24 protein-coding genes, 1 tRNA gene and 1 pseudogene are annotated in these 22,781 nt (G+C 66.5%); 12 read left to right on the top strand and 14 right to left on the bottom strand.

The window, feature by feature from the left end; genetic code table 11:
- Together QZX62_RS11600 and QZX62_RS11595 are read left to right on the top strand one after the other, a co-directional pair.
- Window positions 1-359 (top strand): biopolymer transporter ExbD (locus tag QZX62_RS11600; protein WP_294174614.1); only part of this gene is annotated, 359 nt, incomplete at its 5' end.
- A gap of 165 nt (window positions 360-524) precedes the next feature.
- The gene (locus QZX62_RS11595) at window positions 525-905 is read left to right on the top strand and encodes a biopolymer transporter ExbD (protein WP_294174613.1); all 381 of its coding nucleotides are present in this window, start codon (window positions 525-527) and stop codon (window positions 903-905) included.
- Window positions 906-941: 36 nt separating this feature from the next.
- Here the strand turns inward: QZX62_RS11595 and QZX62_RS11590 are convergent, their stop codons facing one another.
- Entirely contained in the window at window positions 942-2,738 is a 1,797-nt protein-coding gene (locus QZX62_RS11590) for an ABC transporter transmembrane domain-containing protein (RefSeq protein WP_294174612.1), read from the bottom strand.
- Between the two features lie 250 nt (window positions 2,739-2,988).
- Here QZX62_RS11590 and phaZ point away from each other — a divergent pair, with 250 nt between their 5' ends.
- Window positions 2,989-4,224 (top strand): polyhydroxyalkanoate depolymerase, encoded by a 1,236-nt coding sequence (gene phaZ, locus QZX62_RS11585; RefSeq protein WP_294174611.1) that lies wholly within the window; start codon window positions 2,989-2,991, stop codon window positions 4,222-4,224.
- A gap of 147 nt (window positions 4,225-4,371) precedes the next feature.
- Here phaZ and QZX62_RS11900 read toward each other — a convergent pair.
- From QZX62_RS11900 to QZX62_RS11555, 7 genes and pseudogenes are all read right to left on the bottom strand, one after another.
- Window positions 4,372-4,647: pseudogene (locus tag QZX62_RS11900) on the bottom strand (hypothetical protein); the annotation flags it as partial.
- An 861-nt stretch (window positions 4,648-5,508) separates the two neighbouring features.
- Complete coding sequence (locus QZX62_RS11580; protein ID WP_294174610.1) at window positions 5,509-5,733, bottom strand: hypothetical protein; 225 nt, start codon at window positions 5,731-5,733, stop codon at window positions 5,509-5,511.
- A 294-nt stretch (window positions 5,734-6,027) separates the two neighbouring features.
- Window positions 6,028-6,288: a hypothetical protein gene (locus QZX62_RS11575; RefSeq protein ID WP_294174609.1), complete on the bottom strand. Its 261-nt coding sequence runs from the start codon at window positions 6,286-6,288 to the stop codon at window positions 6,028-6,030.
- Window positions 6,289-6,456: 168 nt separating this feature from the next.
- A complete protein-coding gene (locus tag QZX62_RS11570; RefSeq protein WP_294174608.1) occupies window positions 6,457-7,644 on the bottom strand; it encodes an acetyl-CoA C-acyltransferase in 1,188 nt (395 codons plus the stop codon).
- A 24-nt stretch (window positions 7,645-7,668) separates the two neighbouring features.
- Window positions 7,669-8,124 carry a MaoC family dehydratase gene (locus QZX62_RS11565; protein WP_294174607.1) on the bottom strand — a complete coding sequence of 152 codons (456 nt, stop codon included), beginning with the start codon at window positions 8,122-8,124 and terminating at the stop codon, window positions 7,669-7,671.
- Between the two features lie 37 nt (window positions 8,125-8,161).
- The gene (locus QZX62_RS11560) at window positions 8,162-9,262 is read right to left on the bottom strand and encodes a mechanosensitive ion channel family protein (RefSeq protein ID WP_294174605.1); all 1,101 of its coding nucleotides are present in this window, start codon (window positions 9,260-9,262) and stop codon (window positions 8,162-8,164) included.
- 45 nt (window positions 9,263-9,307) lie between these two features.
- Window positions 9,308-10,441 carry a DNA topoisomerase IB gene (locus tag QZX62_RS11555; RefSeq protein WP_294174604.1) on the bottom strand — a complete coding sequence of 378 codons (1,134 nt, stop codon included), beginning with the start codon at window positions 10,439-10,441 and terminating at the stop codon, window positions 9,308-9,310.
- A 37-nt stretch (window positions 10,442-10,478) separates the two neighbouring features.
- Between QZX62_RS11555 and QZX62_RS11550 the strand changes: the two genes are divergently transcribed.
- Together QZX62_RS11550 and QZX62_RS11545 are read left to right on the top strand one after the other, a co-directional pair.
- Window positions 10,479-11,015, top strand: coding sequence for a DJ-1/PfpI/YhbO family deglycase/protease (locus QZX62_RS11550; RefSeq protein WP_294174603.1), 537 nt, complete (start codon window positions 10,479-10,481; stop codon window positions 11,013-11,015).
- 3 nt (window positions 11,016-11,018) lie between these two features.
- Window positions 11,019-11,459, top strand: a complete 441-nt coding sequence (locus QZX62_RS11545; RefSeq protein WP_294174601.1) for a hypothetical protein — start codon at window positions 11,019-11,021, stop codon at window positions 11,457-11,459.
- Here QZX62_RS11545 and QZX62_RS11540 read toward each other — a convergent pair.
- On the bottom strand, window positions 11,456-11,770 hold the full coding sequence (locus tag QZX62_RS11540; RefSeq protein ID WP_294174599.1) for a hypothetical protein: 315 nt from the start codon (window positions 11,768-11,770) through the stop codon (window positions 11,456-11,458). The two genes, QZX62_RS11545 and QZX62_RS11540, sit on opposite strands and share 4 nt — an antisense overlap.
- Before the next feature lie 281 nt (window positions 11,771-12,051).
- Here QZX62_RS11540 and QZX62_RS11535 point away from each other — a divergent pair, with 281 nt between their 5' ends.
- The gene (locus QZX62_RS11535; protein WP_294174598.1) at window positions 12,052-12,696 is read left to right on the top strand and encodes a S24 family peptidase; all 645 of its coding nucleotides are present in this window, start codon (window positions 12,052-12,054) and stop codon (window positions 12,694-12,696) included.
- 3 nt (window positions 12,697-12,699) lie between these two features.
- On the opposite strand, the gene QZX62_RS11530 is transcribed toward QZX62_RS11535, so the two are convergent.
- Complete coding sequence (locus tag QZX62_RS11530) at window positions 12,700-12,870, bottom strand: hypothetical protein (protein WP_294174596.1); 171 nt, start codon at window positions 12,868-12,870, stop codon at window positions 12,700-12,702.
- A 110-nt stretch (window positions 12,871-12,980) separates the two neighbouring features.
- On the opposite strand from QZX62_RS11530, the gene QZX62_RS11525 reads away from it, so the two are divergent.
- Entirely contained in the window at window positions 12,981-13,190 is a 210-nt protein-coding gene (locus QZX62_RS11525; RefSeq protein WP_294174594.1) for a hypothetical protein, read from the top strand.
- 57 nt (window positions 13,191-13,247) lie between these two features.
- Here the strand turns inward: QZX62_RS11525 and QZX62_RS11520 are convergent, their stop codons facing one another.
- A complete protein-coding gene (locus tag QZX62_RS11520; protein ID WP_294174592.1) occupies window positions 13,248-13,652 on the bottom strand; it encodes a DUF2141 domain-containing protein in 405 nt (134 codons plus the stop codon).
- Window positions 13,653-13,819: 167 nt separating this feature from the next.
- On the opposite strand from QZX62_RS11520, the gene QZX62_RS11515 reads away from it, so the two are divergent.
- Together QZX62_RS11515 and QZX62_RS11510 are read left to right on the top strand one after the other, a co-directional pair.
- Complete coding sequence (locus QZX62_RS11515) at window positions 13,820-14,656, top strand: LytTR family DNA-binding domain-containing protein (RefSeq protein WP_294174591.1); 837 nt, start codon at window positions 13,820-13,822, stop codon at window positions 14,654-14,656.
- 99 nt (window positions 14,657-14,755) lie between these two features.
- Window positions 14,756-16,171, top strand: a complete 1,416-nt coding sequence (locus tag QZX62_RS11510) for an amino acid permease (protein WP_294174590.1) — start codon at window positions 14,756-14,758, stop codon at window positions 16,169-16,171.
- On the opposite strand, the gene QZX62_RS11505 is transcribed toward QZX62_RS11510, so the two are convergent.
- From QZX62_RS11505 to glnA, 3 genes are all read right to left on the bottom strand, one after another.
- Entirely contained in the window at window positions 16,172-17,683 is a 1,512-nt protein-coding gene (locus tag QZX62_RS11505; RefSeq protein ID WP_294174589.1) for a hypothetical protein, read from the bottom strand.
- Between the two features lie 2 nt (window positions 17,684-17,685).
- Window positions 17,686-18,831 (bottom strand): glycosyltransferase family 2 protein, encoded by a 1,146-nt coding sequence (locus tag QZX62_RS11500; RefSeq protein WP_294174588.1) that lies wholly within the window; start codon window positions 18,829-18,831, stop codon window positions 17,686-17,688.
- A 115-nt stretch (window positions 18,832-18,946) separates the two neighbouring features.
- Window positions 18,947-20,359 carry a type I glutamate--ammonia ligase gene (glnA, locus tag QZX62_RS11495; RefSeq protein ID WP_294174587.1) on the bottom strand — a complete coding sequence of 471 codons (1,413 nt, stop codon included), beginning with the start codon at window positions 20,357-20,359 and terminating at the stop codon, window positions 18,947-18,949.
- A 341-nt stretch (window positions 20,360-20,700) separates the two neighbouring features.
- Here glnA and QZX62_RS11490 point away from each other — a divergent pair, with 341 nt between their 5' ends.
- From QZX62_RS11490 to QZX62_RS11480, 3 genes are all read left to right on the top strand, one after another.
- Window positions 20,701-21,048 carry a DUF962 domain-containing protein gene (locus QZX62_RS11490; RefSeq protein ID WP_294174584.1) on the top strand — a complete coding sequence of 116 codons (348 nt, stop codon included), beginning with the start codon at window positions 20,701-20,703 and terminating at the stop codon, window positions 21,046-21,048.
- A 38-nt stretch (window positions 21,049-21,086) separates the two neighbouring features.
- Complete coding sequence (locus tag QZX62_RS11485) at window positions 21,087-22,319, top strand: AI-2E family transporter (protein ID WP_294174582.1); 1,233 nt, start codon at window positions 21,087-21,089, stop codon at window positions 22,317-22,319.
- 42 nt (window positions 22,320-22,361) lie between these two features.
- Window positions 22,362-22,438 (top strand) — tRNA-Asp (locus QZX62_RS11480).
- The last annotated feature ends 343 nt before the right edge of the window (window positions 22,439-22,781 follow it).

Raw genomic sequence — 22,781 nt, 5'->3', positions numbered from 1 at the left:
TCGACGTCATGCTGGTGCTGCTGATCATGTTCATCATCACTATCCCGGTGCAAACTCACGCCGTGAAGCTGGACTTGCCGCAGAGCACCAATACGCCGCAGGAGATCATCGATCCGGTCAAGAACAAGGTCGTGATCACTCAGGCCAACGCGGTGCTGTGGAACGGCACGCCGGTGAACATGCTGCAACTGCGTCAATACCTCGACCAGACCCAGCAAATGAACCCCACTCCCGAACTGCACCTGCAGCCGGAACCGGAAGCCCGCTACGCGCTGGTCGACGAAGTGCTGGTGGTCACCAAGAACGCCAAGGTCGAGAAGATGGGCTTCGTCGGCAACGAAGCCTACGGGAAATTCTAGAGCAGTCGGTCGGGGCCAACCTCCCGAACGAACCTAGGGCGGCTCCGCAAGGGGCCGCCCTTTTTCTTGCCTGTTCCATCCGGATGTGAGACGTTACAATGTCACACGAACGGAAGGGAAGTGGTCATGAACACGGCTCCATGCAGGTCACTGGATCCCGAACCCATGATGGAGATGAATACGACGCCGCTGATCGACGTCATGCTCGTGCTGCTCGTCATGCTGATCATCACCATCCCCATGCAGTCTCATGCGGTGAAGCTCGACCTGCCGGGCGGGCCGCCGCCTGCATCGATCGATCCAGTCAAAAACCGCCTTGCCATTACCGCTCACGGTGCGCTGCTGTGGAATGGCAAGGCCGTCAGCAAGCCCGACCTGCACGTCCTGCTCGAAGCCAGTGCCGCAAATCGGAGCGAGCCCGAACTCCACCTGCTTCCAAGTGCCGAGGCGCCTTACGCCGCGGTCGATGAAGTGCTCGCCATGGCCAAGCGTGCGGATGTCACGCGGATGGGGTTCGTCGGGAACGAGGCCTACGCGCGCTTCTAACACCCGTTGCGAGGCGCTTTGAGCCGCGACGGCGGTTCAGGCCGCCTCGCCCTGGAACTGCAGTCGCGCCAGTCGGGCGTACAGCCCACCTTGACGGGTCAGGCTGGCATGGGTGCCCTGTTCGACGATGCGGCCGCCGTCCAAGACGACGATGCGGTCGGCGGCGCGGACGGTGGCGAGACGGTGCGCGATGACCACGGTAGTGCGGCTTTTCATCAGCCGCTCCAGCGCATCCTGTACCGCGGCCTCGCTCTCGGCGTCGAGCGCGCTGGTGGCCTCGTCGAGCAGCAGTAGCGGCGCGTCACGCAGCAGGGCGCGGGCGATCGCCAGCCGCTGGCGCTGCCCGCCAGACAGCCGCGCGCCGCCTTCGCCGAGGTAGGTGTTGTAACCTTCCGGCAGGCTCAGGAGGAAGTCATGGGCATGGGCCGCCCGCGCCGCCGCCTCGATCTCCGCTTCCGACGCTTCCCACCGGCCATAGCGGAGGTTGTCCCGGGCGGAGGCTGCGAAGATCACCGTCTCCTGCGGCACCAGCGCGATGCGGGCGCGCACGGCTGCGGGATCGGCATCGCGCACGTCCACCCCGTCGAGCAGCACGCGGCCGCCCTGCGGATCGTAGAAGCGTAGCGCCAGCTGGAACAGGGTCGACTTGCCCGCGCCGGACGGGCCGACCACCGCCACCGTCTCGCCGGGTGCTACCTCGAGGCTAAGGTCGTGCAGCGCCTTTTCGTCGGGACGGGTAGGGTAGCGGAACTCGACGTGCTCGAAGCTCAGGGCGCCCCTGCCGGGCTCCGGCAGCGGCTCGGGTTGCTCCGGCGCCTTGATCTCGGCCCGCGCGGCCATGAGCTCCGTGATACGGCCGGCCGCGCCCGATGCGCGCAGCAGGTCGCCGTAGGTCTCGCTCAAGGCGCCGAACGCGCCGCCGACCAGGACACCGGTGAACACGAAGGCGGCGATTGCCCCGCCGCTCATCCGCCCGGCCGCTACGTCGATCGCGCCTTCCCAGATCACCATCACGATGCCGCCGAAGAACATGGCAATCAGCACCACGGTCATGATTGCCCGCAGCCGCAATCGCTTGCGCGCGGTGGCGAAGGCGCTCTCCACCGTGCCGGCGAACCGCTCCTCCTCGCGCCGCTCCTGCCCGAAGGCCTGGACGATCTTCATCGCGCCGAGCACCTCGCTGGCATTGGTGCCGACGTCGGCGATCCGGTCCTGGCTGGCACGGCTCAGCTTCTGCACCCGGCGCCCGAACAACAGGATCGGCCCGAACAGCAGCGGAATGGCGATCAGCAGCATGCCCGCAAGCTTGGGGCTGAGGGCGAACAGGTAGATGATCCCCCCAACGCCGGTGACCAGGTTGCGCAGCGCGAAGGAGAAGGTCGACCCGACCGTCTGCTCGAGGATTGCGGTGTCCGCGGTCAGGCGCGAGGCGATCTCGGACGGGCGGTTCTCCTCGAAGAAGCGTGGGGGCAGGGTCAGGAGATTGCGCTGCACCTGCCGTCGAATGTCCGCCACCGTCCGTTCGCCCAGCCAGGACACGAAGTAGAAGCGGAAGCCGGTCGCGATCGCCAGCACGGCAACGATCACCAGCAAATACTGAAAGGCGGAGGTCACCGCGGCGCCGCTGATCTCCCCGTCGCTGCCGAACCCGCGATCGATCACCTGCTTGAATCCGTACGGAATGGCCAGGGTCGCGGCCGCGGACAGCGCCAGAAAGAACAATGCGGCCGCGATCCGGCCCGGGTAGCGTGCGGCAGCGCGGAGCACGAGCCCAAGGTTGCCGAGGCTGCGATCGCCTTTCGGCTCCTCGTTGGTCTTGCGCTGGCGGGCCATCGGCCGCGGTTAGCAGGGCGGCTCACCCGAATAAAGCTGTCCTACAGGCTCGTCACCGCTCTAGAAGCAGTCCGAACTGCCAAGTGCGGCGGCCGCCCAAGTTCACGAAGATGACCAAGGTGACAATGAAAACACGCACCGACGGTCAACTGAGTCAAGCTGACCCTGGATGAGACGATGCCTAGCTTGCACGCCGGACCTTTCCGGTCCCATGGCGGTTATCTTTGAAGATACAAATGTATGAGGTCTGATGCTTTACGACGCCTATGAGGTGCAGCGTTCATGGCTGGCAGGGGCGAGCCAACTCGCCAATCTCTCCGCAAGCTGGCTCAACAACCCCGCCAATCCGTTCAGCTACTCCTCCATGGGCCCGATCGTCGCCGCGAGCCTCGACGTCTTCGCCCACGCCTCCGCGCCGCGCGGCAAGCCGAGCTTCGACCTGTTCGACGTGGCGGTCGGCGGAAAGCTGCTGCCGGTTCAGGAGCGCCTTGTGCTGCGCAAGCCCTTTGGACAGCTCAAGCACTTCGTCCGCGAAGGCGCTCCGGAAGGCCAGCCCAAGCTGCTAATCGTCGCTCCGATGTCGGGCCACTACGCGACCCTGCTGCGCGGCACGGTTGAGCGGATGCTGCCGGGGCACGAAGTGTACATCACCGACTGGCGCGACGCGAAGATGGTGCCCTTGACCGACGGGCGCTTCGACCTCGACAGCTACATCGACTATCTGGTCGAGTTCCTCGACACGATCGGCCGAGAGGGCGACGGCGAGGCAGCGCACATGCTGGCGGTGTGCCAGCCGTCGGTCCCGGCCTACGCCGCGACCGCGGTGATGAACGCCGACGGCCACCCGTTCCGCCCCAAGTCGCTCACCATGATGGGCGGTCCGATCGACACGCGGGAGGCGCCCACTGCAGTGAACACGCTGGCGACCGAGCGGCCCCATGCCTGGTTCAGCAAGAACGTGATCGCCACCGTTCCGGGCATCTATCCGGGTGGCGGGCGCAAGGTCTACCCGGGCTTCCTGCAGCTCGCGGGCTTCATGACCATGAACCTCGGGTCGCACCTGCTCAGCCACTGGGAGATGTTCAAGCATCTGGTGGTCGGCGACGACGACAGCGCGGACGCGACCCGCGACTTCTACGACGAGTATCGCTCCGTCTGCGACATGACTGCCGAGTTCTACCTGCAAACGGTCGACGTGGTGTTTCAGCGCCACCTGCTGCCCAAGGGCGAATTCATGCACCGTGGGCGACGGGTCGATCCCCATGCCATCACCGGCACGGCGCTACTGGCGATCGAAGGCGAGCGCGACGACATCAGCGGGGTCGGCCAGACCAAGGCCGCACTCACGCTGGCGGAGAAGCTGCCGGGTTCCAAGAAGCGGCATCTGCTGGCCAAGGACGTCGGCCATTACGGCATCTTTAACGGCCGCAAGTGGCGCGAGCGCATCGCCCCGGTGGTCGAGGAGTGGATCGCCGCGAACGCCTGACCGCGCGCCGTCGGGCCGGAGGTCAAATCCGCTCCATCCGCAGCCAGTGGGATCGCCGAGCCACGCCCGCTTCAGCGCATACCGCGCCGCCTGGGCGTGCGCCGGCCGGTCCAGGCGGGCTTCGGTCTCGGCGAGGCCATAAAGCGCCCATCCGTTGTTGGGCGCTTCGGTCAGCGCGGCCTCGAACGCGTCGCGGGCAGCGTTGAAGCGACCAGCGTGGTAGAGCGCCGCCCCGGGTGACTGCTGCACCGGGTAGTACCAAAACGGCGGCTCTATATAAGGCACCTTGGCCTGCAGCGCGGCGGCCTGCTCGAAGTGCCGGACGGCCTCGGCACGGCCGCCGGAGGCGCTGGCGAGGCGGCCGCGGGCGACCGTCTCCGCGATGCCGAGCAGGTCACGCGCCGGAATGCCCTGGTCGATCATCGGCTGCAGGTCCGGCAAGGCCTGAACCGCCTTCAATGCGGCAATCTCCTGATCGAACCCGATCCGGTTCCGCTGCTGCGCCCGGGCGCTGGCGCGAGCGTAGTGCCGGATGCCGACGACGTCGGGCAAGCGCAGGTCGGCGGGCGGCATGGCCAGGGTGCCGTCCGCCGGGCGAACTGCGCGGCCGAGAAGAAGGGCGCCGCGTTGATGGCTTGAATCCACGCGATCTTGGAACTCGTCTCCGGATCCAGGATGTCCTTGATCCGTGCCGCCTCGGCCATGGCGGTGCGAAGGTCGCCAGCCATCTGCGCGAAGGGACGATGAAATGCACGTTGTGCGGATAATAGCCGTAGCGGACCAGCCCCTGGTCGCCAGACTGCCTGATCCATGCTTCGTCGGCGCGGGCCGCCGCGATGTTGGCGCTGATCGAGTCCCTCCAGCGGCCGAGGCGGTAGTAGATGTGCGCCGGCATGTGGACGAGGTGGCCAGCCGTTGGAGCGAGCGGCCTGGCCAGCCGGTCGGCCGCAGGCTCCGCCTTTCGCGGGTCCGGCTCGTTCTCCATCAGGTGGATGTAGAGGTGCGCAGCCTGAGGATGGTCGGGCTCGCTTGCGAGGGTCGCCTCAACCAGTTGCACCGCCCCCCTCCCCCGATGCGCGGGTTGGGGGTCCGGCGATCAGCCTGCCAGTAATTAAGGCGTCGTATCCATTGCCGCCTCGGCAGCGAGGAGAGCCACGTGGCTGTTGTCGCGGTCAGCCGCGGCGGCGACCAGCATCGCGTCCGCATAGGCCGCGTCCAGCGCGCTCCCGAAATAGGCCTGCGCAACCGGGCCGCAGGGAAGCGGATGTTGCCCAAGCCGCCGTACTAGGGCGGAGGGGCAGCCGCCTGGCCAGCTCCGCCGATCGCGGCCGCGGCGAGCGCCAACTGGACCCGCATCGAACCGCCGGACTTGCCTCCGCATAGGCTGGCGAAACGCGCAGAGGGATCGAGATAGGCCAGCACTTCGGCCGAGTAGGTCGGCGTCGGACGCACGCTCATCAGCGTACCGGCAGCCAGGACGAGCGCCAGCGGGCGCGCCGTTCCAGTCATTACCACCTCCCGCGATCGAGAGTCGGAAGGCCGACTCCTATACCAGATCAGGGTCGGAAGTTGGAGCGGGTAGCTAAGTCGTTGGGGAGACTTGAAAAGGTCGGCTCAGAGCCCATCTTCGCGGTTCTGTTCAACAACTGAAAGGAGGTGGTCTGATGTCTCATTGTCCCAAGTCGGTGGGCGTCGCCTCCGCCGAGGTGATTGCTTAAGCGTCAGGCCGCCTACCGGCTCGACAATGGAAAGGCCGTCCGGGGTTCGCTCCGGGCGGCCTTTCGCATTCCGGGAAAGGCAGGTTCAGGCCTTGCTGTTCTCGCTGGCGATGCTGGCGTCGACCATGCGCTGCCACAGCACCGGATCGCCGGCGCCGGCCCCGGCCTGGTCGGTCTCGCGAATGGCATGGAGCACGGCCAGCGCCTGGTTGCGGTGCTTGGGCCAATGCTGGTTCACATGCTCCCCGGCAGACGTCTTCGAGCCTTCCGCGTTGGCGCTGTGTTCCGCGCCGCACAGCACGCGGGCGATCCGTTCAACCAGGCTGGTATGTCCGCCTTCGGGCATGATGCTTCCTCCGTTTTGCCGGTCGAACGGCTCAGCCTGGTGTTCGGTTCATCCATCGGCGTGATAGCCAGGGCAGGGCGTCAGGGGAGGGAATCCCATAAGGTCGATCAGGTTAGCTGCGCGACCTGCCGGCCGGCCTTTGCCGTCTGTCGACCAAGTCCGTCGGCGCTAAAAAACCTCGAACAGCCCAGCCGCGCCCATGCCGCCGCCGACGCACATGGTGACGACCACATGCTTGGTCCCGCGGCGCTTGCCTTCGAGGAGAGCGTGGCCGGTGAGGCGGGCGCCGCTCATGCCATAGGGGTGGCCGATCGAGATCGCACCGCCGTTAACGTTGAGCAACTCATCGGGAATGCCGAGCTTGTCCTGACAGTAGAGGACCTGCACGGCGAAAGCTTCGTTCAGCTCCCACAGGCCGATGTCCTCGGCCTTTAGCCCGAAGCGGTTCAGCAGCTTGGGCACCGCGAAGACCGGGCCGATGCCCATCTCGTCCGGCTCGGTGCCGGCAACCGCCATGCCGAGATAGCGGCCGAGCGGTTCCAAGCCCTTCTTCTCGGCAAGGGTCGCGTCCATGACCACGCAGGCGGAGGCGCCGTCGGAGAGCTGGCTGGCGTTGCCGGCGGTGATCAGCTGCTCGGGACCCATCACCGGCTGCAGCTTGGCGAGATCCTCCAACGTCGTCTGCGGCCGGTTGCCTTCGTCCTTAGCGAGGGTCACCTCCTGCATGGAGGTCTCACCTGTTTCCTTGTTCTTGACCGACATGCGCGCGGTCACCTCGACGATCTCGTCGGCGAAGCGGCCCTCGGCCTGGGCGGCGGCGGTACGCTGCTGCGAGCGGAGGGCGTACTCGTCGCAACGCTCGCGGCTGATGCCGTAGCGGGTGCCGACTACCTCCGCCGTCTGGATCATCGGCATGTAGATGCCATTGTGCATCGACAGGAGCTCGGGGTCGGGGCCGACGCGCATATCGGCGGTCTGGACGAGGCTGATGCTCTCGACGCCGCCGGCGACGCACACGTCCATGCGGTCGACGATGACCTGCTTGGCGGCGGTGGCGATGGCCATCAGGCCGGATGCGCATTGGCGGTCGATCGACATGCCCGCGACGCCCACGCCGAGCCCAGCGCGGAGCGCGGCGGTGCGGCCGATGGTGGTCTGCACGCCCTGCTGCAGCGCCGCGCCGATGACGCAGTCCTCGATCTCCTGCGGCTCCACGCGGGCGCGCTCGACCGCGGCACGGATCGCGTGGGCGGCGAGGGTGGGAGAGGGCGTGGCGTTGAAGGCGCCCCGGTAGGCTCGGCCGATCGGCGTGCGGGCGGTGGAGACGATCACGGCGTCGCGGGCGGCGGTGGGCATGGGTGGGCTCCTTGTGCGGAAAGGTTAGGCGAAGATCTGGCCGATCCAGGTGGCGGTGAGCGCAGGCTTGTCTTCGTCCTCGATCACGACAATGACGTCATGCGCAAACTGGTACTGTCCAGGACGCTTCTCCGCGAAGCTGACCAGGGTGAAGTGACCGCGGACGCGCTTGCCTGCGCGAACGGGCGTCAGGAAGCGGACCCGGTCGAACCCGTAGTTGACGCCCATCTTCAGCGTGTCGGGCACCAGCATGACGTCGTAGGCCATGCGGCTCAGCAGCGAGAGCGAGAGGAAGCCGTGGGCGACCGTGCCGCCGAACGGGGTCTTCGCCGCAGCCTCCGGATCGATATGGATGAACTGGTGGTCCTCGGTCGCAGCAGCGAAAGCATCGATGCGAGCTTGGTCGACCATAATCCACTCGGAGACGCCGATCTCCCCGCCGATGCGGGAGCGGATCTCGTCAAGTGTCGCGGTTGGCATGGCTCGTCCTTAGCGCTTGCCCACCGCGCCGCAAGACTCAGGCGGGCGCCGTGGCGGGTGGTCCGGCATAGGGCATCACCAACGTCCCATCCGGCGCGGCGGTGAAGGTGGTTTGGGTCGGGTAGGCAAACTGGATGCTTTCCGCCGCGAAGCTCTTCATCAAGTCGCGCATGATCGCCGCGCGTTTGTGGAACATGGCCTCGGCGTCGAGGCCTTCGTGGACGAACAGCAGTTCATGGTCGAGGCTGGAAGGGCCGAAGGCGGTCATGACGCAGCGGATGAGCGTGCAGCCGGCTTGCGCCTGAACGGCGGCGCGGGCGAGGTCTTCCACGCGCTCGAGCTTATCGGCAGGGGTCTGGTAGACGAGGCCGAAGCGCAAGGTCTCGCGGCGGTCGTCGCCTTCGGCCAGGTTGCGGATCTCGCGCTCGAGCAGCTTGGTGTTGGCCATGATGACGTACTCGCCGGTGAGCGAGCGCAGGCGGGTCGTCTTGAGGCCGATCTTCTCGACGGTGCCGATCGTCTGGTCGAAGCGAATGGTGTCGCCGCGGCGGAACGGGCGGTCGAACAGGATAGCGAGCGCGGCGAACAGGTCGGAGAAGACGCCCTGCGCGGCGAGGCCGATGGCGATGCCGCCGATGCCGAGGCCCGCGACCAGCGCAGTGACGTTGACGCCGAGATTGTCGAGGATAACGACCAGCGCGATGCCGAACAGGGCAACGCTGATCAATACGCGGATCACGCCCATGGCGTTGGCGAGCGTGCTGCCGTTCGGCTCGTCGCCGACCTGCTGGCCGATCACGCCGAGGACCAACTCGCGCCCCCAGACCGCCCCCTGCAGCGCGGCGGCGACCACGAAAGCGATGTCGAACAGCCGCTCGATCCGAGCGGGCGGCTGGGCATAGTTGACGACGATCTCGACGGCGGCGGCGACCATGAAGAGTAAGCTAGTCTTGGCCAGCACCCGGGCGATGACCGCGCGCCAGCTGAGGCAGTCCGGGTCGCTGGCGAGGATGTGCCGGCCGAGCGCGCGGAGCAGCAGCATCAGGCCGACCAAGCCGAGCGCCACGGCGCTGCCGACGAGCAGCGCGTCGAGGTTGAGCAGGAGCCAGTCGGTGAAGCGTTCGAGCTTGTCGGTCATCGGCTGCGGGGATGGCGGGGAAGAGCGGAGTTGGTCAAGCCGCGGCTAGGCAGCGGTCAGCTTGCCCTCTTCGACCTTTTCCGCAACCTGATCCACCTTCTCGGGTCCGCCGGTCTCGGCCGCCTCGATCGCCGCTTCGACCACCGCGGGAACGATCGGCCCCTTGGCCTTCTTCACGGCCCGCTTGCGGCGGCCCTTAAGCAGGAAGTCGAGCAGCCCGACCTCCGAACTCGACAACCACTTGCGCGCGCGGGGGCGCTGGAAGCCGCCGAGCGGGTCCTTGGGATCGTCGCGTGCGGCCTCGATCAGCTTGGGATGGACGTAGCTCTTGCGGCTGATCGCGGGCGTGTTGCCGAGCGCTTCGGCGACCGGCTCGAGTACGGTCTTGAGGCTGATCTTGCGGCGTTCTTCTTCCTGCAACTCAAGCATCTTCTCGAAGGCGATCACGCTGGCGCCCCAGGTGCGGAAGTTCTTGGCAGTGAAGTCGCCGCCGCTCGCCTCGCGAATGTACTCGTTCACGTCGGCCGAGGTGATGGGGCAGGCTTCACCATTCTCGTCGAGGTACTGGAACAGGTTCTGGCCGGGCAGCTCCTGGCACTTGCCGACGATTCGCTTGAGGTTGCCGTCGGTGATCGGCACCTCATGGGTGATGCCGTGCTTGCCCTTGAAGCGCATGCTGAGCTTGTTGCCCTGCTGCTTAAGGTGCCGGGAGCGGAGAGTGGTCGCGCCGTAGCTCTTGTTCTCCTTGGCGTATTGCTCGTTGCCGATGCGGATGAAGTTGGTGTCGAGCAGCCGCACGACCGCCGCGAGCACGGCGTCACGGCTGAGCTTGCGCTTCTGGAGGTCGGCCTCCACTCGGCGGCGGAGCTTCGGGAGCGCGGCGCCGAACTCGATAGCGTCCAGGTACTTCTGCTTGTCGGCCCGGGCGCGGAACTGCTCATGGTAACGGTATTGCTTGCGCCCCTTGGCGTCGCGGCCGGTCGCTTGAATGTGGCCGTTGGGGTAGGGGCAATACCAGGCGTCGGTGTAGGCGGGCGGAAGCGCGATCTTGTTCAGCCGATCGATTTCGTCGCGGTCGTCGATCCGCTCGCCGTCCGGTGAGAAATAGCCCCATTTGCCCTTGATCAGCTCCCGTGTGATCCCGGGCTGGTCATCGCTGCAATGTCGGAGTCGATCCATCTTGCCAGCACAAGCTGCGGTGGGGCACGGCAGTTCCATGACCGGGCCTAAAGTGTTGATCATCGCCAGCAACGGGTTCGAGGAAGCGGAGCTGTTCGTGCCCCTGGAGCGGCTGCGGGCGAGCGGGTGCGAGGTGAGGGTGGCGGCGCCGTCATTGAGGCCGATCCAGGCCACCGTTCTGGACGTTCCCGGTCGCAGGCTGGCGCCTGACCTGACGATCGCCGATGCCCAAGCCGATGACTGGGACGCGCTGCTGATCCCGGGCGGGCTGATCAATCCCGACTTTCTCCGCACGCAGGTTGACTCGGTTGACCTTGTTCGCGGTTTCGTGACCGCGGGCAAGGTGGTGGGGGCGATCTGCCACGGCCCCTGGCTGCTGGTTGAGGCGGACGTGCTGCGCGGGCGGCGGGTCACCTGCTGGCGCTCGATCCGGACCGACCTCAGGAACGCAGGGGCAGAGGTGGTCGACGCGCCCGTCGTCACTGATGGACGGCTGGTGACGGCAGTCGGGCCGGACGATGCGGCGACCTTTGCCGACGCCTTGCTCGCGGCGATGCCGGCAACCGAGCGGTAAGCTTTGGCGCTTAGCCCTTGCGGGATGGACGGGGAGGATTTGACGGAGTTGCTCGGCTGGCTCGTTGACTGCGCGGCGGCAGCGATCGCCGGCGGAGCGGCGGGGTGGTGCCTGTGGCTGCTTGGGCAGGGCTTCACGGCCGTCTCCATAGCGGCGGCAGTTATCGCGGCTGCAACCTGCGGCGCTCTGCGCATCTGGGGCTCCTCTGGTAGGCACTTTCGCCTTCCACCCTTTGCCGTTCCCCGCTGGGTCGACGCGTTGGACGTGGAGCCGCCGCTGCTCGACCAGCCTGTGGACGGAACGAAGATCGTTCGGCTCCATCGGACGCCCCGGCCGGCTGTGGTCCGCGGTGTGGCTCCGCCACAAGGTGAAGTCGTGCCGTTCGCACCCGACGCCAGCGCGGCACTCAAACCGGCGCTGGCGCAGTTGCGGCGGGTGCCTTAGTCGGCGATCGTCAAGGCTTCCACCTCGACCAGCACCGAGCCGTCGTCGCGCGTTCGCGGCGGCGCGGCGAGTGCAATCTCCGCCAGGAAGCCCGACGTACCCAGATCGAGGTCGGCCTCCGCCAGACCCCCAGCCCAGCGGTCCACCCGCGCAGGTGCGTCCGTTCCGCTGAATACCAGGCCGGCATGATGCTTCTCGCCGGAGAAGGTCAGCGAATGCCAGTCGATCGTGGTCCAGTCGCTTAGGAGAATCCTATCGTTGCCTGCCCGGGCGACCAGCGCCCGTAGGAGTCCACAGGCAGCAGAGGTCATGCGCGGGCGGTTCATTTTGGCTGCTCCAGATAAGCGCGGACCCGGCGCACTGTTTTGGCCCTCGGCTCACGGCCTGCGCGTAGATCGAACACGAAGCGGGGATCCTTCATTGCCTCGCGGCCGAAGCGGGCTGGGCTGATGTGATTGGCATGGAGGTATTTCTCAACATCTTTAAGGAGATACACGGAACTGACCTCGACTAAACATCGACTCGGCGTTCGCTCTTTGTTCCGGACCGTTTCCTACTTGTCTAGGCATATTCCTATGTGTACAAGGAGTGCATGCCGAACGATGCTCGCCTAGCGCTGCAACAACTGTGCTCCGAAAGGGGCGAGGATTTCGCCAGCCTGTCCCGCCTGATCGGGCGAAATCCCGCCTATGTTCAGCAATTTATCCGCCGGGGTACGCCGCGCCGCCTACCGGAAGCGGAGCGCCGCACGCTGGCCCGTTACTTCGGGGTCGCCGAGTCGCTGCTGGGCGGGCCGGAGAGCGACCCCGTAGGCGCATCCATGGTGCCGGTAGGACGCAGCGCGGTGCGGGCGTCGGCCGGACCCGGCGCGATCCCGGGCGATGAGCGGACCCGAGCCTATTTCGCCTTCGACGAGCGATGGCTGCGGCGGCTGACCGGCGCCGGAACGAACGAACTCACGCTGATCCGGGTCGAGGGCGACTCGATGTCGCCGACCCTGGCCGACGGCGACGATATTCTGGTCGACCAGAGCGACTCGGGCGAACGGCTGCGCGACGGCATCTACGTGCTCAGGATCGAAGAAGCGCTGGTGGTGAAACGGCTGGCCCTGCACCCCATCAGCCACCGGGTAACCGTCCAGTCCGACAATCCCGCCTATTCCGACTGGCCCGACTGCAAGATCGAGGACATCCACGTTATCGGCCGAGTGATCTGGGCCGGGCGGCGGGTACCCTAACGCTTAGCGCCTGCGCCGGTCGACCAGCCAAGTGGCGAGCGCCGCCGCGACGCCCAGGCCGGTCCCGATCAGAAAGCCGAGGCTGGGCTCCCCGCGCATCGTGCCGATGACCACGCCCAGGAAGATGCACAGCACCAGGAGAAAGCCGCCGGCCATGGGGGAGCGCGTCTGCATGGGCAGGCTGTGGCAGAGGCCGGGGCGCTTCGCCAGTGGGAGATGGTGAACGGCCGGGTGACCACCTTGCTTGACGTTCACGGTAACCTCCGGGCGCTAGCGGGCGGATCATGCTTCCGACTTTCATCGCCGACCGCAGCGCCGTGGACGCCGCTGCCGAGCTGATCGCCGCGCTGGGCGAGGACGCCGTGCTGGAAGCGGCCGAACGAGCGGAGCGGAGCCGCGAAGCGGGCAACGTGCGGATGTTCTGCCGCTGGCGCCAGATCGAACGGTTGATCGACACGCTGAGCTGCGACGAGGCCTTCGGCACCGTGCACTAGGGATTGGGCAGCCCAGCGATCGAAGCTCCGCCGCCCAAGTTGTCGAGGCCATGAAGATCACCGGCGCAGGCGGTACCTCATGGTGGCAGCGGTGACTGCCCCGCCTCCGGAAAGCGTGACCTTGAGGTCTTCGATGGAGGGCGGCCCGAAGCTCGCCTTCGCGTCGTTGGAGAAGGCATAGCCTTCGACCGGCAAGCCCAGCAATCCGCCCGTGTCCAACTTCCCGTTGCCGTTTTCGTCGTGGTACACGTAAACGCCATAGGCTCCGGCAGGCAGGCCAGCGAAGTCAACCCGCATGGCGCCGGTGCGCGCAGGGACGCGCTTCTTGGCGACCCGCTTGCGAGCGACGGTGTACAGGTCGAGCTGGACCTCGCCGGCGTTCGAGCGGACGTTCCTCAGCTGCACCGTCAAGGTCTCGGCCACTGCCGGGGCTGCGCCGGGAAGGATTGCCGAGAGCGCCACGAACCCGACACTTGATTTCGCCGCCCACTTCCAATCACACATCGTGTCTCTCCCAAGGTTGCTCGGGAGAGAAGGGGAGACGATTATCGGACAGGCAACGTCCACTTCGCGGATCGGCACGAATGCTTCGTCGGCCGCGCCGCAATGGGCGCACAGGTCGGTTGGCGATGCGTGAACCGGCCGACGGCGCCGGCGAACCCCGCGAGCTTGCCGCCGAGTCGCTCAGGGTCGGCGTGCTCGAGTTGGCCGCGGCGCTGGTCATCGGCGTGCTGCTGGCCGCGGTGGGCCCGTACGGCACCTTCGGCCAGGCTGCGCTGCCCGAGCGCCTCATCTACTGGGTCGCGGTCGTGCTCCTCGCTTTTGCGATCTATCGCCCGAGTTGTGCGCTTGGAGCCCGGGCCGCTCAGGCACTTGGCCTGCCGGCTGGGTCCGGCTGGTGCGCGGCCGTGCTCGCCATGTCCTTTCCGGTGACGCTGGCCGTGTGGCTGGCGAGTTACCGCCATACGCCGTCCTTGTGGCCAAGCCTTGAAGAATATGTCGGCTTCTACGGCAGCGTTATCCTGATCGGCGCGGGGCTGATGCTGGTAATCTGGCTGGTAAACCGGGCCTTTGCGCCCGTGCCCAAGCTTGCGGGCGGCCCGCCCCCCGAGCGAATGGAAAAAGCGCCCGGAGCGTCGTCTCCCCGGATCATGAACCGGCTTCCGCCTGAGCTGCGCGGACCGGTATTGGCGCTCCAGATGGAAGACCATTATGTCCGCGTGCAAACCGAAGCGGGCAGCACCCTGTTATTGATGCGGATGCGCGATGCCGTTGCCGAGACGGAGCCGATGGAGGGTAGCCAGGTCCACCGGTCGTGGTGGGTGTCGCGCGCGGCCGTCGAGAAGGTCGAGCGCGACGGGCGGCGTGCATCGCTTGTGCTTCGGAACGGACTTCGGGTCCCGATCTCGCGCGAGCGGCGGCAGCGTCTCCCGACTTGGGTGCTTGGGTCCGCCGAGGGGCGGTGAGCGGGCGGAGCAAAGCGAACTTCACGGCTTCCCCGCGCGATCGCCAGTTGCGCGGGTTGCGAAGGCTTGGCTAGGCTGCCGTCGACGGGCGGAGGCTTCATGAAGAATTGGAACATCAAGAAGGAGGTGGTCAGCCGGGAGGAGATGCCCGAGCATCACCGCCTGACCCCCACGCTGTTCTGGCCCCACCTCGTCGCGTTGGGGGTTGGCGCCATTGTCGGCACGGGCATCCTCACCCTGATCGGGGTGGGCGCGGGCAAGGCGGGGCCGGCGGTCATCCTGTCGTTCGCCATCGCCGGAGTGATCTGCGCGTGCGCGGCGCTGGCCTATGCCGAAGTGGCGACCATGATCCCGGCCTCGGGCTCGGCCTATACCTACAGCTATGTGGTGTTCGGGGAGCTGATCGCCTGGATCATCGGCTGGTCGCTGATCCTGGAGTATAGCTTGGTGGTGAGCGCGGTGGCGGTTGGCTGGTCGGGCTATCTTGCGCCGTTGCTGAACATCCCAGTTGAGCTCGCCAACGGCCCCCATGCGGGCGGGGTGGTCAACCTGCCCGCGATCTTCATCATCGCCGTGGTTGCCGCGCTGCTGATCGCGGGAACGCGGGAAAGCGCCAACCTCAACGCGGCCTTGGTGCTGGTCAAACTGGCCGCGCTGGCGATCTTCGTGGCCGTGGCGTTGCCGTTCTTCAATGCCGACAACCTCGAGCCGTTCATGCCCTACGGTTTCCCGCGCTCCGGGCCGAGCGGGAGCGAGGTAGGGGTCATGGCGGCGGCCGCGATCATTTTCTTCGCCTTTTACGGGTTCGACGCGATTGCGACCGCCGCCGAGGAGGCCAAGAACCCGGGCCGGGACCTCGCGATCGGCATAGTCGGCTCGATGCTGCTGTGTGTCCTCATCTATATGGCAGTGGCCGCGACCGCGGTCGGGGCGCTCGCCTACAGCCGCTTCGCCAATTCGCCCGAGCCGCTGGCGCTGATCCTGCGGGAGATCGGCCAGCCTTGGGCGGCGCGCATTCTCGCCATCTCGGCGGTGGCGGCCTTGCCGACGGTCATCCTGGCCTTTTTCTATGGGCAGAGCCGCATCTTCTTCACCATGGCGCGAGACGGGCTATTACCGCAGAGCCTCGCCAGGGTGTCGTCGCGGGGCTCACCCGTGCGCATCACCTTGTTCACGGCCGCCGTGGTGGCGGTGATCGCCGGCATCTTCCCGCTCGACGAGATTGCCGCGCTGGCTAATGCCGGAACGCTGGCCGCGTTCATCGCGGTTTGCGCGGCCATGCTGGTCCTGCGGCGCCGCGAGCCAAACCGCGAGCGCCGCTTCCGTACGCCGCTACCATGGTTGGTGGGCCTCGGAGGCATCGCCGGCTGTCTGTACCTGTTCTGGAGCCTGCCGGTGCAAACGCAGACCTACTTCCTGATCTGGAACCTGCTCGGCGTCGCGGTCTACCTGCTGTACGCGAGCGGCCAAGCCGCTCGAACCCGAGACGAAACCGCCAGCGCGCGGTCGGTTTGATCAGCGCTCGGAGCCGGAGCCCGGCTGGCGCAGGGCATGCACGTAATATCCGCGTCCCTTGGCCGAGTAGGAGCCGACCAGCCGGTAGTCGCGTTTCAGCGTGTCCCGAAGGGTTCGCAGCGTCCGCCGGTTCGGTTCCATAAACGAGTCGGATGCGCTGACGATCACGCTCGGCCGGGCGTCCAGGATGCGGCGGAGCTCCATCGAGGGGTCGACCCCCAGACCCGTTTCCTCGACCGCCAGGCTGAGGTGATAGGGGAAGACGAAGGGGGTGAGATGGCATGCCCCGCTCAGGTAGTCCACGGCGGGCGGACCATCGTACATGAACAGGCAGCCGCCGTTGAGGTTCTCCGTCACCGCCGAGGTAAGCGCCGTGATCTGCTGCTTGGAAGCGCTTGGCGACTGAGACGCAGCACCAAGAAGCATGCCGTTCCATGCAACCAGGAAGACCGCCGCGACCGGGCCGACCCGTCTGCGGTCGAACAGTGGCGCTACGGCAACGGCCAATGGCACCAGGAGCGGAAGAGCGTAGTGCCAGTAATAGGTGCCGAACAGGGCGAAGCCGGCAAAGGCCGCGGCCAGCCAACCGATCACGAAGCGGAGCCGCGCCGTCTGGGCAGCACCTGGGTCCGCCTTAAGTCGCACGATGAGGGCCGCGCCGGCGCAGAGCATCAGTGGCACCAGGATAAACCCAATGCGGGCCAGCCGGAGCGCGATGTCCTTTGAGCTGGCGGACACCCTCAGCCCGATAGAGAGGAAATTGGCGAACCAGAAGGCCTGCAGCTCTCCGATTGCGGCGTAAAAGGCGATGGCGGCCGCGGTTGGGCCGATCCCGCAGGCAGCGAACAAGGTGGCAGTCCGAAGAGCGACGGCCAGACCGAAGCTGCGCCAGCTGCGCCATGCCAGCAACAGGCCCAAGAAGCAGCCTTCGAACACCACCGTATATTTAAGCTGGATGGCAAGGCCGCACAGGATCATCGCTGCCGTGCCTGCCCGCGTTAGCCCGCGCAGGTCGGGCGCCTCCAGGGCGCGCAGCGTCAGCAATGCCGCGCCAGCGACCAACAGATTGTAGAACACCGGCGACTGACCGCCGAAGCCGCCAAGCGCCGGCAAGCTAGCAAGGTAGACGACGCCGGCTGCGGTCGCGGCAAGCGCCGAGGCTCCGATTTTGCGCGCCAGTTGAGCGATAACCACCGCGGTGCCGAAAGCGAAGGCGGTAGCGACGATCTGGTACTGGATGATCCCGTCGCCGCCGAGGAGACGGATGGCGGCGAACAGCAGGAAAAGCCCGATCGGCTTGCGGTCCCAAACGTCCACGAAGGGAACCGCGCCGTGCCACATCAGATCGCCGACCTGGAGGTAGAAGATCTCGTCGACGTGGAGATTGGGATCTCCGAACCGCGGCGCGCGGAGAATAAGCGCGGCGACCAGCAGAACCAGCGCAGTTCGGGCTGACGAGGACAGGGATCGGGCAGGCGCGACCGCGCCGCCGGCAATTGCCGCCGAAGCCATGGCTAGCGCCGCCAGGTGAGACAGGACGTCACGGCGTAGTTCCAGACCGAACCCACCGCCGCGCCCACCAGTCCGGCGAGCCACCAGGTTTGTCCGTCGGCATAGATGACCTCGCCGATGCCGACGTTGGCCGCGCCGCCCAGTCCGCAGATCAGGTAGAAGCTCAGGAGCCCGGTCAGCGCACCCAGGCCCTTGCGGCGGCGGTCGCGATAGGTGAGCTGATTATTGATGAAGTAGTTGCCGGTCATCGAGATGAGCACCGCAGCGCCCTGCGCAACGCGGAAGGAGAACTGGGCGAGCTCCAGCGCCATGCCGAGAACGGCCAGATGCACGAGCAGGCCAAAACCGCCGACCGCCGCGAACATGAAGAAGCGGGCGGGAATCCAGCGTCCCACCGTCTTGTCGATCAGCAGCAGCGCGAACTCGAGCAGGATGGCGCTGTCGAGCTTGCTGGCGCCGCTGAAGCGCTCCCGAAAGGTGTAGGGCACCTCCGCTATCTCGAGCCGGGTGGGCGAGGAGGCAACGATGTCGAGCAGGATCTTGTAGCCGACGCTGGAGAGCCGCGGGAGTGCGCTCATCAGCGCATCGCGGCGGATGGCAAAGAAGCCGCTCATCGGGTCGCTGAGTTCGGTGCCCAACACCTTGCGCGCGAGCGTCGTGCCCGCCTGGCTGACCTTGGCTCGCTGCTGGCTCCAAGAGCCGATCGAGCCGCCAGCGGCGTAGCGCGTGCCCACGGCGAGATCACTACCCCCCTCCACCGCGCGGTACAGGGAGAGCAGGATGGCTTCGTCATGCTGAAGGTCGGCGTCGATAACCGCGACCACCGGGGCGATGCTGGCGAGCATGCCCTCGACCACCGCCGAAGACAGGCCCCGCCGGCCGACGCGATGGACCAGGCGGATGCGCGGGTCGCTCGCAGCGACCTCCGCGATCCGGCTGGCCGTGCCGTCGGGCGAATTGTCGTCGACGAAGATCGCTTCCCAATGAATGTCCCGAAGCGCGCGGCGCAGGCGCCCGACCATCTCCTCGACATTGTCGTGCTCGTTGAAGGTCGGGATGACCACCGCCAGCTGCAGCGGCTCGTTGAACCCGCCGGGAAGCTCGGTGGTGAGGCCGTCGAAAAACTCATTCTTTTTGTAAGCGAACATGGGCACCTGCCGCTGAGATCAGGAGCCGGGCTTCGCATGCGTCGCTTGAGTTTTGGTTAACATCGGAGTGACGGGTGCGCCGCCGCAGCGCTGACCGGAGCGGCGGCGCCTCGCGTCACATGGAATAGTACATGTCGAACTCGACGGGGCTGGGCGTCGTTTCCCAGCGGAGCACTTCCTCCCACTTGAGGTCGATATAGGCGTCGATCTGGTCGGGGCTGAACACGTCGCCGCGGATGAGGAAGTCGCGATCTGCGGCCAGCGCGACCAGTGCTTCGCGGAGCGAGCCGCAAACGGTGGGGACGTTGACCAGCTCCTGCGGCGGCAGGTCGTAGAGGTTCTTGTCCATCGCCTCGCCCGGATGGATGCGGTTCTGGATGCCGTCCAGGCCCGCCATGAGGATCGCGGCGTAGGCGAGGTAAGGGTTGGCCATCGCGTCCGGAAAGCGGAACTCGACCCGCTTCGACTTCTCGCCGGTGCCGTAAGGGATGCGGCAGGAGGCGGAGCGATTGCGGCTGGAGTAGGCCAGCAGCACCGGTGCCTCGAACCCCGGCACCAGCCGCTTGTAGCTGTTGGTGGTCGGGTTGGTGAAGGCGTTGAGCGCGCGGGCGTGCTTGATCACGCCGCCGATGAAGTAGAGCGCGGTGTCGCTGAGGCCCGCATAGCCGTTTCCGGCGAACAGCGGCTTGCCGCCGTTCCAGATGGAGAAGTGGGTGTGCATGCCCGAGCCGTTGTCCTTGGCGATGGGCTTGGGCATGAAGGTCGCGGTCTTGCCGTAGGCGTGCGCGACCATGTGCACGACGTACTTGTAGATCTGCATGCGGTCGGCGGTCTGGACCAAGGTGCCGTAGGTCAGGCCGAGCTCGTGCTGCGCCGCCGCCACCTCATGGTGGTGCTTGTCGCAGGGCAAGCCCATTTCGAGCATGGTCGAGACCATCTCCCCGCGGATGTCGACGGCGCTGTCGACCGGCGCGACAGGGAAGTAGCCGCCCTTGGCGCGGGGGCGGTGGGCCTGGTTGCCGCCTTCATATTCGCGGCCGCTGTTGGTCGGCAGCTCGATGTCGTCGAGCTTGTAATAGCTGACGTTGTACCCGTCCTCGAAGCGGACGTCGTCGAACATGAAGAACTCGGCTTCCGGGCCGACAAAGGCGGTGTCGCCGATGCCGCTCGCCTTGAGGTAGGCTTCGGCGCGGGTGGCGGTGGAGCGGGGATCGCGGGCGTAGAGTTCGCCGGTCGAGGGCTCCACCACGTTGCAGAACAGGATCATCATCGGCGTCGCGCTGAACGGGTCGATGTAGACCGCCTCCAGGTCGGGCTTCAGGATCATGTCGCTCTCGTTGATCGCCTTCCAGCCCTCGATCGACGAACCGTCGAACATGAAGCCGTCGTCCAGCATGTCCTCGTCGATCGCGCCCGCCACCATGGTCAGGTGCTGCCACTTGCCCTTGGGATCGGTGAAGCGGAGGTCCACCCATTCGATCTCCTCCTGCTTGATCCGGTCGAGAACGCTGCTTGCCGACGTCGCCATGTGTCACCCACCCCGAAGAAGAGAATCGCCGCGGCTGGAGGCCGGGCCTGCGGGGGCAGGGATTCCAGCGAGCCGCGCCGCGGTCGAGTCAGGGGTGAAAGTTTCACGCTTCGCACAAGTTCAGGGCAGTCGTGGCAAGCACAGGCCGTTTGGATCTTAAAGGCAGGGCAATTTACAACGCTGCTGCCCCTGGCTTACAATCGAGTTTGCATGCAGGCGACAACGGCGTTCGGCGCGAGGACGCTACCGACCAGCAAGCTGCCCGGCATTGCGCGGCAACTTAGAGCGCCAGGACCGACATGCTTGGCGCCACGCCGGTCGGCCTTAAGGAGCAGCACCCCATGCCCGAACGCACCTGCCGAACCTACGAGGAGTTCTGGCCGCATTATCTGCGCGAACATGCGCAGCCGCGAACCCGGGCGATCCATTATGCCGGGACGGCGCTGGCGATCGGCTGTGCAGCTGCGGTGGCGGCGACCGGCAAGCGCAAGTGGCTCGCGGCAATGCCGGTCGCGGGCTATGGCTTTGCGTGGACCGCTCATGCCCTGGTGGAGCGCAACCGGCCGGCGACGTTCACTTATCCTTGGTGGTCGCTGAAGTCCGATTTCCGGATGTTCTTTCTGGCCGCCTCCGGGCGGTTGAGCCAGCATCTGGCAGCCGCCGGCGTGCGCGAGGCCGGCGAAAGCTGACGCTGGCGGGGCCGCGGCCGCACCGCTACTGATAGCCTATGGCCACTGTCGCACCAGAACCGGAAGTCGACGTTCCCGCCCCGGCCGGACCGCCCCCCACCGTGCCGCAGGATCCCGACGCGGTGGAGCTGGTCGAGGGGCTGACCGCCAAGCGCGACCGGCTGCTTGCCTCCCTGACGCTGATCGGCGGCATCGGACTGGCCCTGTCAATCCCGTTTGCGCTGCGGGCCGGGGCCGAGTTCTTCCTGCCGGTCACCGCCGCCCTGGTGATCGCCATCGCCCTGGTGCCGCTGCTGGAATGGTTCGAGGGGCATGGCCTGCCGTCCGCCGCCTCGGCCGGGCTGTGCGTGGTCATCTTCCTGGCGGTGATGACCTTTGCGATCCTGTCGATCGTCATTCCGGCGATCGACTGGGTGGCGCTGGTGCCCGAGCGGATCGGCAAGGTGCGCGAAACGCTGGAGCCGGTGCTGAGCCTGTACCAGAACTTGGAGCGGTTCATCGACCGGACGCTGTCGCAGCTGCCCGCGGCGGGGGGCGGCGGGCCGCGGGCGGTGCGGATCGAGACCCCTAATTCGATGCTCGGGCTGCTGGCGCAGTCGGCGCCGCACGCGCTCATCCAGCTGTTCTTCGCGCTGCTGGTGATCTACTTCTTCCTGGCCGGCTGGACGGGGATGCGCAAGCAGACCATCACCGGGCGGTCGAGCTTCGAAGGCGCGCTGACCACCGCGCGGGTGATCCAGCAGGTGGTCGCTGCCACCTCCACCTACATCGGCACTATCACCCTCATCAACGTGACCCTGGGCGCGCTGACGGCGCTGATCCTCTGGTGGCTGGGGATGGACTCGCCCCTGATGTGGGGCGGCATCGTCGCGGTGCTGAACTACATTCCCTACCTTGGCCCGATCGCCTCGGCGCTGCTGCTGGGCGTGGGTGGGCTGATGACCTTTCCCGACGCCTGGCAGGCGCTGCTCCCGCCGGCGATCTTCATCGGGCTGCACATGGTCGAGGCGAATGTGATCACGCCGCTGATCGTGGGCAAGCGGGTCAAGATCAATCCGCTGCTGATCCTCCTGTCCCTGAGCTTCTGGGCGTGGGTATGGGGGACTACCGGGGCGCTGCTGGCGATCCCGCTGCTGATCATCATCAAGACCGTCTTCGCCGCGGCGGGGACGCCCGATATCGCCGGCTTCCTGTTCGAGCAGGGCACGCTGACCCACGTCGGCGAGGAGGACGAGGAGAAGGACCGGCCGGCCGCGCAACAAGCCGGTTGACGGCCTTGGCAGCCTCCCTTAGGTGCCCCGCCACGCATATACGCGGGTGTAGCTCAGTTGGTTAGAGCGCCGGCCTGTCACGCCGGAGGTCGCGGGTTCGAGCCCCGTCACTCGCGCCATTAAGCCAATGGAAGCGTCGCCTTTCTTCTTTCATCCTTCCGCTTCCAATCCGAAGCAGACACCAATCGGATCAGGTCTGCGCTTCCAAAAACCGGCACCCGTTCAGCATTCTGAAGTGCCGACGGCGGGTCGCGAACGACGCTGGAGCCCCGTTTGATTTACCTCTCCCCCATGTTCCTCAGCTGTGTTCTGGCGACGCAGACGGGGGGCAGTTCGGCTTGCGGGCAATCACCACGAACGCCGTGCTGATGTTCTCCGCCATGGGGTGATGGATCAGCAGGGCATCGAGCAGCTTCAGGGGAAAGGTGAGGAGCATCAGTAACAGATGCACGATGGTATAAG

Source organism: uncultured Sphingomonas sp. (genome assembly GCF_902806265.1).
Lineage (GTDB): Bacteria > Pseudomonadota > Alphaproteobacteria > Sphingomonadales > Sphingomonadaceae > Sphingomicrobium.
The sequence above is the reverse complement of the archived record's forward strand: the minus strand, read 5'-3'. Positions and strand labels throughout refer to the sequence as shown.